Here is a 14,124-nt window from a genome sequence, read left to right on the forward strand (position 1 = left end):
GCGTGCGGCACGCGGGACCGACGCCCGCGCGACGGCGGCCCCGGAAGGTCTGTCCCGAGGGCCGCACCGGCCCGCACGAACCGAGGAGCGGAAACCATGACGGACGGACAGCTCAAGAGCGTCGACATCCAGATCGCCGCGGAGGACCTGGAGACCCTGAAGCACAACGGCTACCGGCTGTGCTTCGCGAAGAAGGTGAACGACACCTACAACGTCGTGTGGCAGTCGGCCGCCAAGTACCTGGGCGACAACACCTTCACCTGGCAGCCGCTGTACGAGCTCTTCGGCAGCAACGAATTCAAGGACTCCGTCGGGGTGCGGGTCTCGACGAACCAGGTCCCGATCGGCCTCGGCGACCAGGCGGTGCTCGACAGCGCCGGCGTGCTCGGCGACGCCTCGTCGGGCGGCTCGGCGACCGGCATCACGCTGGTCAACGACTACGGCACGATCCACCCCGGCCTGTGCGCGTTCTCGACCGACATCCACGGCAACCCGTCGACCAGTCCGATCTACGTCGCCGCGGACGCCATCGTCCCGGGCACGGACGTGCTGACCCCGGTGGAGTGCGTGCAGGTCTGGTTCGAGCAGGACATCGCCACCAGCACGATGTTCAGCAGCGCGCGGTCCGACGCGGTGGAGATCGACCTCACCGAGGAGGACTCGGCGGTCCGGCTCTACAGCGGCGGCGCGTGGTCGACGCCGCCGTCGATCTCCGTGGACACGAAGGCGATCGTGACCATCATCGCGGCCCTGACCGTGTCGGTCGGCGTCCAGCAGCTCCTGGCCAAGATCACCTCGAAGCTCACCGGGGTCTACCAGGACATCCAGGTCGACGTGAAGGTGGCGGGCGGCAACACCGTGAGCCTCGTCTACTCGGAGAAGCCGGGGCTCTCCCCGGTCCGGCTGGAGCTGACGCGGATGCTGCTGCAGAACGCCACGACGGTCGACCAGCTGACCGCGTTCGCCATCGAAGCGTTCGCACAGCTGAAGGCCGGCTACGTCTCGCTCACCGCGACGGCAGCCGCCTGATCCCCGGCGCACGGGCGGCCTTTACGGTGAAACCGGACGGGCCGCCCGGGCGTCCGAGGGTCCGACGAAAGAGGTGAGCCCGTGTCCTTCCGGCACTGCGTCCTGGTCCTCGCGGTGGTCTTGAGCACCGCGGCCTGCAGCACATCGACCGCGGGGCAGGCCCAGCCCGTGCCGACGGTGACGGCGGCCGCGGGGCCGCAGGTGACCGTCGGGACGATGCGCGTGACGCTGCCGCCGGGCGCGACCTTCACCGAGCACAGCCAGGACGGTCTCCTCGACGGCTGCATCGCCGAAGGCACCACGGTCTGCGAAGCGCGGATGCTGGACCTGCGCGAACTGACTTCGGACCCCAACGCGCCGATCAACCTCCCGAGCGCGAAACGGCCCTTCGGCTGGTACACCGGCACGGACGTGCCGACGTGCATCACGCCCGCGTCGCCGCCCGGGCAGGCCGCGGTGGCCACCGGCAGCACGCTGCTCGACTCCGGCTTCGCCCCGATCGGCACCAAGAAGGCCGAGTACGGCCGCTGGCAGGTCACCTGTGAAGACGCGACGCAGAACAACCAGGTCCGCATGTGGTGGCTGCCGACGAGCAAGATCCTGGTCGTCGAGTACGGGTCCTTCCCCGGCTGGGACGCCAAGATGGACGCACTGCTGACCGGCGCCACCTTCGCCTAGGCGGTCACGTCCAGCGCGGCCCGGATGATCGCGTCGGTGTCGATGCCGTGGTACCGGTAGACGTCCTCGAGCGAGCCCGACTGGCCGAAGCCCGTGACACCCAGCGAGACCGACGGCACCCGGTTGATCCCGGCGAGGAACGCCAGCGTGTGCGGGTGGCCGTCGAGGACGGTGACCAGTGGCTTCGCCCGCGCGGCCGGGAAGACCTGGTCGAGGATCCACGACTCGCCGGCGCCCCGGCCCGACCGCGCCTGGAGCGCCTCGAACAGCAGGCCCGGACTGGTCACGCAGACGACGTCGGCCTCGACGCCGACCTGGGCCAGCCGCTCGGCCGCCGCCAGGGTGTCCGGCACCAGCGCGCCCATCGCCGCGAGGGTGACCGAAGGCGCCGAAGCCCGCCGCAGCAGGTACGCGCCCGCCACGACCTGGCGGCGACGGCGTTCGCGCGCCGCCGGGTCGGCCGGCACCGCGGCCAGCGTCTGGTCGACCGGGCGGGTCGAGAGCCGGAAGTACGACGACGTGCCGCCCGGCTTGCCGAGCCGGCCGAGCGCAGCCAGCAGCGTCCACTCGGTGTCGATCGCGAACGCCGGTTCGTAGCTGACGCAGCCGGGCTGCTCGATGCCGATCGACGGCGTGGTGATCGACTGGTGCGCGCCGCCTTCCGGAGCGAGCGTGACGCCGGACGGCGTACCGATCAGGATCGACTGCCCGCCCGCGTAGATGCCGAACGACCACGGCTCCAGCGCGCGCTCGACGAACGGGTCGTACATGACGCCGATGGGCAGCAGCGGCTCGCCCCAGCGGCTCCAGGTGGCACCGAGTTCGCCCAGCAGGCCGACCAGGTTCGTCTCGGCGATGCCCAGCTCGACGTGCTGCCCGGTCGGCTTTTCCCGCCAGTGCATGATCGTTTCGGGGTCGTCGTCGAACCAGTCGCGGCGCTCGGTGGCCGACCAGACGCCGACCTTGTTGACCCAGCCGCCGAGGTTGGTCGTCGAGCTGACGTCCGGGCTGACCGTCACAACGCGCTTCGCCGCTTCGGGCGCTTCGCGCGTCAGGTCCAGCAGAACGCGGCCCAGCGCCGCCTGCGTCGTCGCGGTCCCGGACGGCGTGCGCCCGATGTCGGTGGGTAGCTCCAGCGAAGGCAGCGAAGGAACGTCGGGACGGCGAAGGCGCGAAGCAACCTCGGCGCACAACGCGGCTTCGGCCGTTTCAGCCGCGAAGCCCTCCCAGGGCGAAGCGAGGTCCGTCCCGAGCGACGATGCCAGCTCTTCCATCTGCGCGGCGGTCAGCAGCGAAGAGTGGTTTTGCGGGTGCCCCTGGGTCGGGAGACCGCGGCCTTTCACGGTGTAGCAGAAGATCACCGTCGGCCGGCTGTCCGAAATGGACGCGAAGGCGTCGTCGAGCGAGCCGAGGTCGTGGCCGCCGAGGTTGCGGATCGCGGCCAGCAGCGTCTCGTCGTCGAGCGAGGCGACCAGCTCGGCCAACGCGGCGTTCCCCGCGGGCAGCCGGTCGCGCACCTGGGCGGCGTCGCAGCGCAGCAGCCGCTGGTACTCCGGGTTCGGCATGTCGTCGATCCGCGCGCGCAGCTGCGCGCCGCCGGGCCGGGTGAACAGCTCTTCCAGCAGCCGCCCGTACTTCAGCGTCAGCACCTGCCAGCCGGCGGCGTCGAACATGCCCTGCAGCGGCCCGGCCGCGATGTTCGGGACGACGCGGTCGAGCGACTGGCGGTTGAGGTCGACGATCCAGACGATCTCGCCCAGCTCGGCGACGCCCGGGTCGAGGATGGCCTCCCAGATCGCGCCTTCGTCGAGCTCGGCGTCGCCGACCAGCGAGTACTGGCGGCCGGTTCCCGCGGCGCCGCCCCGGGTCGTCAGGTAGCGACGGGCCAGCGCGCCCCAGATCGGGGCGGTCGCGCCGATGCCGACCGAGCCGGTCGAGTAGTCGATCGCGTCGGGGTCCTTGGCGCGGCTCGGGTAGCTCTGCAGGCCGCCGAACTCGCGCAGCGTCGGCAGGTAGTCCTCGTCCAGCTCGCCGAGCAGGTAGTTGATCGCGTGGAGCACCGGCGACGCGTGCGGCTTGACCGAGACGCGGTCCTCGGGGCGCAGGTGCCGGAACCACAGTGACGTCATGATCGACACCAGCGACGCGCACGACGCCTGGTGCCCGCCGACCTTCAGCCCCGACGGGTTCGGCCGGACGCGGTTGGCCTGGTGCACGATCGCCGTGGCGAGCCACAGCACCCGCCGTTCGATCGCGGCGAGCGTGCCCGTCGCCGGAACGGTCGCGGAGGGCTGGGTCATCGTCGACACCTTTCGTGCAGGAAGCACCCCCAGAACAGCACTGGTGGACGCTTCGCACAACCGATGCCGATCCGGCTGCGCAGAATGCACACCGGAACCGGACGGCTCAGGCCTCCGGGTGCGCAGAATGCACGCGCTCCAGCAGGGGCGTCAGGCGGTACGGGACGAGCTCGCGCATGACGAGCGAGATGTTCGTCCGCTCGACCCCGGGCGAGGCCAGGATCCGCCCGGCGATCCGATAGAGGTCGTCCGCGTCGACGGCGACGACCTGCACCATCAGGTCGCTCGCCCCGGTCAGCCCGCACACCTCGGTGACCTCGGGGATTTCGGCGAGGGCTTCGGCGATCTCGGCGAGGCGCCGCTGGTCGACCTGCGCGTTGACGAACGCCCGCAGCGGGTAGCCCAGCCGCGCGGGGTCGATGCGGCGTTCGAACGACCGGAGCGCGCCGCGCTGCTCCAGCCGCGCGAGCCGGGCCTGCACCGTGTTGCGCGACAGTCCCAGCCGCTCGGCCAGCGCGACCGCCGTGGACCGGGGGTCCTCCCCCAGCGCCTGGAGCAGCCGCGCGTCGATCTCGTCGATGGTGTCGGGCACGGCCCGATCTTCCCACCCGGACGCGGCCGTGACCGGGCTCACCTCCAGCAGGTTGTCATCCGACCGTTTCCGATATATCGTGAAGCAGTCGCAACAGTTCGAGAAAGGAACACAGACATGCGTAGGCAACGACACCCCTTCGCCCACGAGCGTGGGCGCACCCCTTTCGGGCCCTTCGGTGGTTTCGGCGAGTTCCCCCCGGGTTTCGGCCCCGGTGGACGCGGCCGTGGCCACGGACCGGGCCGGCGGGGTCACGGCGGACGGCGCAGCCGCCGCGGTGACGTCCGCGCCGCGATCCTGGCGCTGCTCGCCGAGCAGCCCCGGCACGGCTACGAGATCATCCGCGAGATCGGCGAGCGCTCCGGCGGCTTCTGGCGCCCGAGCCCCGGCTCGGTCTACCCGACGCTGCAGCTGCTGGCCGACGAAGGCCTGGTCGTCAGCAAGGACGAGCACGGCAAGAAGCTCTTCGAGCTGACCGACGCCGGCCGCACCGCCGCGGAAGAGCAGGACAGCACCCCGCCGTGGGAGCACATCGCGCAGGACGTCGACCCGACCGAGGTCGGGCTCGCGAAGGCGGGCAAGAACCTGGCCGCCGCGGTCGTGCAGATCATGCGCGCGGGCACCGAGAGCCAGCAGGCCCGCGCGGCCGAGGTGCTCAACGACGCCCGGCGCTCGCTCTACGGCATCTTGGGCGAAGACGAGGACGAGTCCTCGGCTCCCGAAGAAGCAGCCGAGTGACCTGGCAGGACGAGGCCGGTGGGCTTGCGCCGCGCGTGAACGCGGTAGCCCACCGGCAGCGTCAGGTCTTCGCCGCGATTCCCGTTACGCTGCAAGGACTCCGTGATCGCCTGTTCGGCGACGGGCTTGCTGAACTCGATCTTCAGCACGGCTTCGAGGTCGGCCGCCGTCGCGAACCGCCAGTCGGTGGCGACGCGGCGGCAGCCGAACCCGGCGCGGGCGAAGAACCGTTCCACCGCGGCCGGGTCGTAGTGCGGTAGGTCGGCGCGCATCCAGCCGCCGTAGGGCTCACTGGTGACGTCGAGGTCGACGATCAGGATCTTCCCGCCCGGCCGCAGGACCCGGTCGGCCTCCGCCAGCCCCGGCTCGCACCCCGGCCCGAAGAAGTACGCCGTGCGCGCGTGCACGACGTCGACGCTCGCGCTGCGGACCGGCAGCCGCTGGGCCCGGCCCATCCGGACGTCCACGTTCGACAGTCCCTCGACGCGCTTCAGCGCGCTTCGCACCAACGGCTCGTGCGGCTCCACACCGAGCACCGAGCGCGCGTCGCGGGCGAAGACCGGCAAGTGGAAACCGTCCCCGCAGCCGACGTCCAGCACGTCCCGGCCGGTCCAGTCGCACTCCTCGCGCAGCACGCGCCAGATCTCGCCGCCGCTGTCCTGCGCGCGGTTCTCCCGCTCGTAATCGGCCTGGTAGTACCAGATGTTGGGGCTCGGCACGACCTCCGCGCGCCGCGACGACCACCGCACCCCGCTGCTCCTTCCGGGTCCTCGTCGCCGTCCAGTGCTCGCCCGGTGGCGAATTCTTGGCGGAAACCTCACGGATCACGCCTAGAATCCGGTGGGTATCGGGAGGAGCACCCATGGCAGTCGACCCGTCCAGTACCCCGTCCCCGGTCCCGGCCGGAATCCCGTGCTGGATCGAGCTGGCCTGCCGCGAGCAGGCCGTGGCGGAACAATTCTACGGTGCCCTCTTCGGCTGGGAGTACACCACTCAACGCGATCCGGCGACGTCCGACGGCCGGTACGCCATCGCGACGCTGAACACCCTCCCGGTCGGCGGTCTCTACCGCGCCGCGCAGGGGGCACCGCTCGGCTGGATGCCGCACCTGTCCGTGCCGCACACCGCCAGCGCGGCGGAGTGGGTCGAGCACCTCGGCGGGCGGCTGACGCTCGGCCCGATGCCGATCCCGCAGCGCGGCACGATCCTGCACGCCTACGACACGAGCGGCGCGCCGGTCGTGTTCTGGGAGGTGCCGCCGGACTGGGAGTTCGTCACCGGGATCCCCAACACCTTCAGCGGCGCGGACCTCAACACCCACGACGGCGCCGCGGCGGATCACTTCTACACCAAGCTCTTCACCTACGGCAGCCACCAGATCGGCGACGGCGAGACCCTCGACTACGTCGAATGGCTCATCGAGCACCAGCCGGTGCTGTACCGGTACGTGATGGGGTCGGAGTACAGCCTCGACACCCCGCCGCACTGGCTCGTCTACTTCGACATCGACCCGGCGCGCGGCGCCGACGCGGTGGCGGGCGAGGCGCTGATGCACGGCGGCACCGTCGTGATCCAGCCGTACGACACCCCGTTCGGCCGGATGGCGATCCTCGCCGACCCCGAGGGCGCGGTGTTCGCCGTGATCGACCACTCGCGCGTCTCCGAGGAGTGGGGCCGCGCCGAGGTCGACGACCCCTACGACGACTGACGCGCGGCGAACGCCAGCCCCGCGACCAGCGCGTACCCGGCCGCCACCAGCCACATCCCGGCGGCCGGGGCCAGCGCGCCGACGAGCGCGACCCCGATCGCTCCCCCGGTCTGGCGCGACGCGTTGAGCACGCCCGCGGCCAGCCCGGCCTGCCCCGGCAAGGCGTTCATCGCCAGCGACGTCATCGCGGGCATCGCCAGCGAACAGCAGCCGAAGACGACCGAGACCACGGCGAACGCCACCAGCGCGCGATCCGCGGGCAGCAGCGCGAAGCCGGCCGCGCCGACGAGCCCGGCCAGCGCGCCCGCGACCATCGGCGTACGCGGGCCGGAGCGTCCGGTGAGGCGTCCGCTGAAGAAGGCGTTGAGCCCGACCACCGCCGTCAGCGGCACCAGCGCGAGCCCGGCGGCGAGCGCCCCGAGCGACCAGGCGCGTTGCAGGTACAGCGCCAGGCTGAAAAGGGTGCCGTAGAGGCAGAAGTTGAACAGGCCGCCGATGCCCGTGGCCACCGCGAAGTCCCGGATCCTCAGGATGCCCAGCGGCAGCACGGGTTCCGCGACGCGCTGCTCCACGGCCACGAACACCGCGCCGGCCACCACGCCCCCGGCGAGCAGCGCGAGGGTGGCGGGCGCGCCCCACCCCGCGTGCCCGGCTTCGATGAACCCGGCGACGAACGCGGCCAGCGACACCGTGCCGGCGACCTGCCCGGCGAAGTCGAGGTGCGTCTCCCGGCGCGGGGGTTCGGTGACCGCCCGCCGCGTCAGGACGATGGCGAGGATCCCGACCGGGACGTTGACCGCGAAGACCAGGCGCCAGTCGGCGAGGCCGACGGCGAGCCCGCCGAGCACCGGCCCGGCGGCCAGCCCGGCCCCGCTCATGCCACCCCAGACGCCGAGCGCGCGGGCCCGCTCCCGCGCGTCCGGGAACTGGTGGACGATCAAGGCGAGCGACGACGGCAGCAGCGCGGCGGCCCCGGCCCCCTGCACGGCCCGCGCGGCGATCAGCCAGACCGCGTCCCCGGCGAGCGCGCAGCCGACGCTGGCGACGACGAAGACGGCGACACCCGCCTCGAAAACGCGTCGTGAACCCCACCGGTCCCCGGCGGCACCCCAGGTCAGCAGGAACGCGGCAAGGGTGACGGTGTAGGCGTCGACCACCCACTGCAGCGCGGCCGTCGACGGCTCACCGAAGTCGGCGCCGATCGCGGGCAGGGCCAGGTTCACGATGGTCGCGTCGAGCGTGATCATCAGGAAGCCCAGGCAGACGGCGGTCAGGGCGAGCTTCGCCGGGGCTCGGGTTTCGGTGCTCATGCCCCGAGTGAAACCCGCCGAAGCTTCGGCCGTCCACGAACCGTTGCCTCCCGGGTGGGAGCTTGCGGCTCCCACCGCAGGTCAGCCCAGCGGGACGAACGCGGACAGCAGCAGCCAGGAAACGACGGCCGAGGGCAGCAGCGAGTCGAGGCGGTCCATGATCCCGCCGTGACCCGGCAGCAGGGTGCCCATGTCCTTGACGCCGAGGTCGCGCTTGATCAGCGACTCGACGAGGTCGCCCAGGGTCGCGGTGAGGACGATGGCGACGCCGAAGATGACGCCCTGCCAGACGTGCCCGTCCAGCAGCAGGCTCAGGGTGAGGGCACCGGCGACGATCCCGCCGACCAGCGAACCGCCGAAGCCTTCCCAGGTCTTCTTCGGGCTGATGGTGGGCGCCATCGGGTGCTTGCCGCCGAGCACGCCGGCGATGTAGCCCCCGGTGTCCGAGGCGACGACGCCGATGAGGAAGGTGAGAACGCGCCCGACACCGTCCGACGGCGGCACGAGCATGGCCGCGAACGCCCCGAAGAGCGGCAGGTAGGCGGCGGCGAACGTCGACGCGCTGATGTCCCGCAGATAGCCCTTCGCGCCGCCGGGCAGGCGCCACAGCAGGCAGGCGAGCACGGTCAGGACGAACGCCGTGAGCGCGCCCTCCCGCCCGAACGGCCAGGCGAGCCAGATCATCGCCTGCCCGCCGACGAGCACCGGGATCATCGCGACCTTGGTGTCGGCGACCCGGCGCAGCACCCCGGCGAATTCGAAGGTGCCGACCGCGATCGCGATCGCGATGATCCCGATGAAGAGGAAGCGCACGGTGAGCAGGGAAACGATGATCGCGGCCCCGAGCAGCAACGCGACCCCGATGGCCGCGGGCAGGTTCCGCCCGGCCTTGGACGCCTTCTTGGCTTCGGGCGCGGCTTCGGTGGTCCCCGGTGTCGAGATCGCCTCAGCAGCCCCGGCAGCCGACAACCGGCTCGCTTCGCCCGTGCCCGAGGACGCCTCAGCAGCCCCGGCAGCCGACAACCGGCTCGCTTCGCCGGTGCCCGAGGTCGCCTCGACATCCGGGATCGAGCCCGCAGCGGTTCCGCCGGCCGCCGCGCGGCCCGCTTCACCGGTCACTGCGGTCGTTCCGGTTCCCGAGGTCGCGCTCGTGCCCGAGGTCTCGGGCACGACCGGCGTCTCCGCCGCGGTACCGGCCCCCGGGAACTCCGGCGTGGCCGGGAACTCCGGCGTGGCCGGGGTGCCGGCTTGCGCCGGCTCCGGCGTCCCGGGCGCGGCCGCCGGGTGTTCTCCGGTGGCGTCCACCCGGTCCTCGCGTTCCTCGCTCACCTGTGCCATCAGACCTCGAGCAGCTCGGCTTCCTTGTGCTTGACCAGCTCGTCGACCTTGTGCGAGTAGGTGTCGGTGAGGTTCTGCAGTTCCTTCTCCGCGCGCACGACCTCGTCCTCGCCCGCTTCGCCGTCCTTGCCGATGCGGTCGAGCTCTTCCTTGGCCTTGCGGCGGATGCTGCGGATGGTCACCCGGGCGTCCTCGCCCTTGCCCTTGGCGACCTTCACCATCTCCTTGCGCCGCTCCTCGGTGAGCTGCGGGATGACGATCCGGATCACGTTGCCGTCGTTGCTCGGGTTGACCCCGAGGTCGGACTCGCGGATCGCCTTCTCGATGGCGGCCAGCTGCGTCTGGTCGTAGGGCTTGATCAGCGCCATCCGCGCCTCGGGCACGTTGACGCTGGCCAGCTGGTTCAGCGGGGTCGGCGCGCCGTAGTACTCGACGACGATGCGCGAGAACATCGACGGGGTGGCCCGGCCGGTGCGCACCGACGTCAGGTCGTCCTTCGCGACGGACACCGCTTTTTCCATCTTCTCCTCGGCGTCGAGGAGGGTCTCGTCGATCACGGCTACTCCCGTTGTTGTGATGGGTGGCGCTTGCTGATCCCAGCAGGTCTAGGCCGGCACCCCGTCGGCGGGGGTGCTGACCAACGTGCCGATTCTTTCACCACTCACCGCGCGGGCGATGTTCCCCTCGGTGAGCAGGTTGAACACGATGATCGGCATGTTGTTGTCCATGCAGAGGCTGAACGCCGTCGCGTCGGCGACCTTGAGGTCCCGCTCCAGCACCTCGCGGTGGGTGATCTCGCGGAACATCTCGGCGGTCGGGTCGGCCTTCGGGTCCGCGGTGTAGACGCCGTCGACGGCCTTCGCCATCAGCACGGCTTCGCAGCCCAGCTCGAGCGCCCGCTGCGCGGCCGCGGTGTCGGTGGAGAAGTACGGCATGCCGACCCCGGCGCCGAAGATCACGACGCGGCCCTTCTCCAGGTGCCGCTCGGCGCGGCGCGGGATGTAGGGCTCGGCGACCTGGCCCATCGTGATGGCGGTCTGCACGCGGGTGGGCAGGCCCTCCTTCTCCAGGAAGTCCTGCAGCGCCAGGCAGTTCATCACGGTGCCCAGCATCGCCATGTAGTCGGCGCGGTCGCGGTCCATGCCGCGCTGCGAGAGCTCCGCGCCGCGGAAGTAGTTGCCGCCGCCGATCACGACCGCGACCTGGACGCCGGTGCGGGCGACGTCGGCGATCTGCTGCGCGACCGAGTGGACGACATCCGGATCGACGCCGATCGAACCACCGCCGAACATTTCGCCGCCCAGTTTCAGCAGCACCCGCCGGTAGCCACCTTCGACCCGGTCACCCATCTATGTCGCCTCCTACGCCCCTCGGCCGTGCATTTCTTCTCTGGACCCGACAGTGCCCCGTCCCCATTGGGCGGAGACGGGGCACTGTGGGTGTGAAACCTACGCCCTGGCCTGGTGTCAGGCCTGGCCGACCTCGAACCGCGCGAACTTGGTCAGCGTCACGCCGGCCTCGTCGAGCAGGGCCTTGACGGTCTTCTTGTTGTCCTTGACCGAAGGCTGCTCGAGCAGGACGTTGTCCTTGTAGTAGGCGTTGACCTTGCCCTCGATGATCTTGGACATGGCCTGCTCCGGCTTGCCCTCTTCGCGGGCGGTCTTCTCGGCGATCGAGCGCTCGTTCTCGACGATCTCGGCCGGGACCTCTTCGCGGGTCAGGTACTTCGCGCGCAGCGCGGCGACCTGCATGGCGGCACCGCGGGCGGCCTCGGTGTCGTCACCGGTGAACTCGACGAGCACGCCGACGGCCGGCGGCAGGTCGGAGCCGCGGCGGTGCAGGTAGGTCGCGGTCTGGCCCTCGAAGGCCACGACGCGGCGCAGCTCGAGCTTCTCGCCGATGCGGGCCGAGAGCTCCTGGACGACCTCGTTGACGGTCTTGCCGTCGAGCTCGGCGGCCTTGAGCGCCTCGACGTCGGAGGTCTTGACGGTCTTCGCGACCTCGACGATCTTCGCGGCGAGCGCCTGGAAGTCGGCGTTCTTGGCGACGAAGTCGGTCTCGGAGTCGAGTTCGATGAGGACACCGCCCTCGCCGGTGACCAGGCCCTCGGCGGTGGCGCGCTCGGCGCGCTTGCCGACGTCCTTGGCACCCTTGATGCGCAGGAACTCGACGGCCTTGTCGAAGTCGCCGCCGTTCTCCTCGAGCGCCTTCTTGCAGTCCATCATGCCGGCGCCGGTCATCTCGCGCAGGCGCTTCACGTCAGCGGCGGTGTAGTTCGCCATTCTGGTAGATCCGTCCTTTTCAGGTACGTAAGTCTTGGAGGGTGCTACGCCCGTGCGGCCGGCCGGAGCCGGCCGCACGGGCGGGTGAACATCAGGAGGAGGCGGTCGCCTGCTCGGTCGGGGCCTCGACCGGAGCCTCGACGGCGGCAGCGGCCTCGGTCGCGTCGGCGGCGGCGGTCTCGGAGCCGGCGAGCAGCTCCTTCTCCCACTCGGCCAGCGGCTCGTCCGCGGCGACACCCGGCTCGGGCTTCGTGTCGGCCGACGCACCGTTGCGGCTGGACCGCTGCATCAGACCGGCGGCCGCGGCCTCGGCGACGACCTTGGTCAGCAGCGCGGCCGACCGGATGGCGTCGTCGTTGCCCGGGATCGGGTAGTCGACCTCGTCCGGGTCGCAGTTGGTGTCCAGGATCGCGACGACCGGGATGTTCAGCTTGCGAGCCTCGCCGACGGCGATGTGCTCCTTCTTCGTGTCGACGATCCACACGATGCTGGGCACCTTGGCCATGTCGCGGATGCCGCCGAGGGTCTTCTCGAGCTTGTCCTTCTCACGGGTGAGCGTGAGGATCTCGCGCTTGGTGAGACCTTCGAAGCCGCCGGTCTGCTCGCGCGACTCGAGCTCCTTCAGGCGGAGGAGGCGCTTGTGCACGGTCTGGAAGTTGGTCAGCATGCCGCCGAGCCAGCGCTGGTTCACGTAGGGCATGCCCACGCGCGAGGCTTCGGCCGCGATGGCTTCCTGAGCCTGCTTCTTGGTGCCGACGAACATGATCGTGCCACCGTGCGCGACGGTTTCCTTGATGAACTCGAAGGCACGGTCGATGTAGGTCAGCGTCTGCTGCAGGTCGATGATGTAGATGCCGTTGCGCTCGGTGAAGATGTAGCGCTTCATCTTCGGGTTCCACCGACGAGTCTGGTGCCCGAAGTGCACGCCGCTGTCGAGCAGCTGCTTCATGGTGACGACGGCCATTGCCGGAATCACACCTCTTCTGTGTAGTGCGCGCCGGGTTCGATCGGCGCGCTGCTCGGTTTTGTCGCTCCCGGCCGGGTGGCCGTTCGCCCTGGTGCCCGTGGCGGCGTCCGGACCCGGAGGTGCTGAGGAACCCCTGGGACCGCCGGACCCCGTGCGTCTCCCCCGCGTGGAAAATCGAGGGGAACGCGCACGTGCACGCGAAGTCAGTCCGCTCACACGGACCGCGCAAAAGATTCTACCCCCTCCCACCACCCCACCCCCCACCGGCGGCGATTGAGCGACGGAGTTGTCCACAACGCCTCCGGTTATCCACAGATTCACCGACGACCTCCCACGGCGGCCGCGGGTGCCGCAGGCTGGAGCCATGGAGTCGATCATGCGTTTCCGGCACTGGCTGCCGGGGTGGGCAGGAGTGGTGTTCGTGCTGGTCGCGGCGGTGTCCGCGGGATTGGGAGGTGCGGCTGGGACGGCTTTGGCGCCGGCCCGGGAGCCGGTTTCGGCGGGGCCCGAAACGGTGGTGACGGCCTCGGCGGTGGTGGCGTCGGAGCTGGGGATAGGTGGCGAGACGGCCGCTGATTTGGGGCCGCCGCCGACCTCCCCGCCGCTCGTCCCGGAGCTGCCCGCCGGGCGGTGGCCGCCGCCTTTGGGAGCCCCGCCGGCGGGGTCCCGATTGCTCGCACCGGGCCGCACCGAGACGCAGCCGGCTGTGTCGGCGGAGTCGCCATCGGCGGCGCCACGACTGCTCACGCGGGGCCGCACCGAAGCTCGGCTGGCTGCCCCCGCAGAGTCGTCGTCGGCGCGGTCACGGCCGCTCGCGCGGGGCCCCGCCGAGGCTCGGCCAGCTGCCCCCGCAGAGTCGCCATCGGCGGGGCCACGACTGCTCGCGCAAGCCCGCACCGAAGCTCGGCCAGCTGCCTCCGCAGAGTCGTCGTCGGCGGGGTCACGGTTACTCGCACCTGGCCGCGCCGAAGCTCGGCCAGCTGCCCCGCCGGCGTTCCGGTCGGCACCACCACGACCGGCCGGACCGGCCCCCTCACCGGCCGCCATGCCGGTGTTCCCGTCGGCGGTGCCAAGACCACCCGAACCGGCGTCCGCCACGGCCGCGGCCGCCCTGGCGAAGTTCGCGAGCGGGCCCCCGCCGGCTCCCTCCTGGGCGAGCGCACTCATGGCCGTCTCGAATCC

Annotated in this window: 13 protein-coding genes; 4 read left to right on the forward strand and 9 right to left on the reverse strand. The window is 71.2% G+C overall.

Features of this window, described 5'->3' with window-relative positions:
- The first annotated feature begins 96 nt into the window (after positions 1–96).
- Both MUY14_RS26570 and MUY14_RS26575 read left to right on the forward strand, forming a co-directional pair.
- Positions 97–1,029: a hypothetical protein gene (locus MUY14_RS26570; protein WP_247012948.1), complete on the forward strand. Its 933-nt coding sequence runs from the start codon at positions 97–99 to the stop codon at positions 1,027–1,029.
- Positions 1,030–1,110: 81 nt separating this feature from the next.
- Entirely contained in the window at positions 1,111–1,707 is a 597-nt protein-coding gene (locus MUY14_RS26575; protein WP_247012950.1) for a hypothetical protein, read from the forward strand.
- On the opposite strand, the gene MUY14_RS26580 is transcribed toward MUY14_RS26575, so the two are convergent.
- Complete coding sequence (locus MUY14_RS26580) at positions 1,704–4,007, reverse strand: transketolase-like TK C-terminal-containing protein (RefSeq protein ID WP_247012952.1); 2,304 nt, start codon at positions 4,005–4,007, stop codon at positions 1,704–1,706. The two genes, MUY14_RS26575 and MUY14_RS26580, sit on opposite strands and share 4 nt — an antisense overlap.
- Before the next feature lie 106 nt (positions 4,008–4,113).
- Entirely contained in the window at positions 4,114–4,599 is a 486-nt protein-coding gene (locus MUY14_RS26585; protein ID WP_247012954.1) for an Lrp/AsnC family transcriptional regulator, read from the reverse strand.
- 117 nt (positions 4,600–4,716) lie between these two features.
- On the opposite strand from MUY14_RS26585, the gene MUY14_RS26590 reads away from it, so the two are divergent.
- On the forward strand, positions 4,717–5,337 hold the full coding sequence (locus MUY14_RS26590; RefSeq protein ID WP_247012956.1) for a PadR family transcriptional regulator: 621 nt from the start codon (positions 4,717–4,719) through the stop codon (positions 5,335–5,337).
- On the opposite strand, the gene MUY14_RS26595 is transcribed toward MUY14_RS26590, so the two are convergent.
- Positions 5,277–6,086 (reverse strand): class I SAM-dependent methyltransferase, encoded by an 810-nt coding sequence (locus tag MUY14_RS26595; RefSeq protein ID WP_247012957.1) that lies wholly within the window; start codon positions 6,084–6,086, stop codon positions 5,277–5,279. The two genes, MUY14_RS26590 and MUY14_RS26595, sit on opposite strands and share 61 nt — an antisense overlap.
- Before the next feature lie 113 nt (positions 6,087–6,199).
- On the opposite strand from MUY14_RS26595, the gene MUY14_RS26600 reads away from it, so the two are divergent.
- Positions 6,200–7,045 carry a VOC family protein gene (locus tag MUY14_RS26600; RefSeq protein ID WP_247012960.1) on the forward strand — a complete coding sequence of 282 codons (846 nt, stop codon included), beginning with the start codon at positions 6,200–6,202 and terminating at the stop codon, positions 7,043–7,045.
- On the opposite strand, the gene MUY14_RS26605 is transcribed toward MUY14_RS26600, so the two are convergent.
- The 6 genes from MUY14_RS26605 to rpsB form a co-directional block, all read right to left on the reverse strand.
- A complete protein-coding gene (locus MUY14_RS26605; protein ID WP_247012962.1) occupies positions 7,033–8,355 on the reverse strand; it encodes an MFS transporter in 1,323 nt (440 codons plus the stop codon). The two genes, MUY14_RS26600 and MUY14_RS26605, sit on opposite strands and share 13 nt — an antisense overlap.
- 81 nt (positions 8,356–8,436) lie before the next feature.
- Complete coding sequence (locus tag MUY14_RS26610; protein WP_247025246.1) at positions 8,437–9,297, reverse strand: phosphatidate cytidylyltransferase; 861 nt, start codon at positions 9,295–9,297, stop codon at positions 8,437–8,439.
- A 395-nt stretch (positions 9,298–9,692) separates the two neighbouring features.
- Entirely contained in the window at positions 9,693–10,250 is a 558-nt protein-coding gene (gene frr / locus MUY14_RS26615; RefSeq protein ID WP_247012964.1) for a ribosome recycling factor, read from the reverse strand.
- Positions 10,251–10,298: 48 nt separating this feature from the next.
- Positions 10,299–11,042, reverse strand: a complete 744-nt coding sequence (pyrH, locus tag MUY14_RS26620; protein ID WP_003065595.1) for a UMP kinase — start codon at positions 11,040–11,042, stop codon at positions 10,299–10,301.
- A 117-nt stretch (positions 11,043–11,159) separates the two neighbouring features.
- Positions 11,160–11,975, reverse strand: coding sequence for a translation elongation factor Ts (gene tsf, locus MUY14_RS26625; protein WP_247012966.1), 816 nt, complete (start codon positions 11,973–11,975; stop codon positions 11,160–11,162).
- Between the two features lie 91 nt (positions 11,976–12,066).
- On the reverse strand, positions 12,067–12,939 hold the full coding sequence (gene rpsB, locus MUY14_RS26630; protein WP_247012968.1) for a 30S ribosomal protein S2: 873 nt from the start codon (positions 12,937–12,939) through the stop codon (positions 12,067–12,069).
- Between the last annotated feature and the right edge of the window lie 1,185 nt (positions 12,940–14,124).

This window comes from Amycolatopsis sp. FBCC-B4732 (genome assembly GCF_023008405.1).
GTDB classification, from domain to species: Bacteria; Actinomycetota; Actinomycetes; order Mycobacteriales; family Pseudonocardiaceae; genus Amycolatopsis; species Amycolatopsis pretoriensis_A.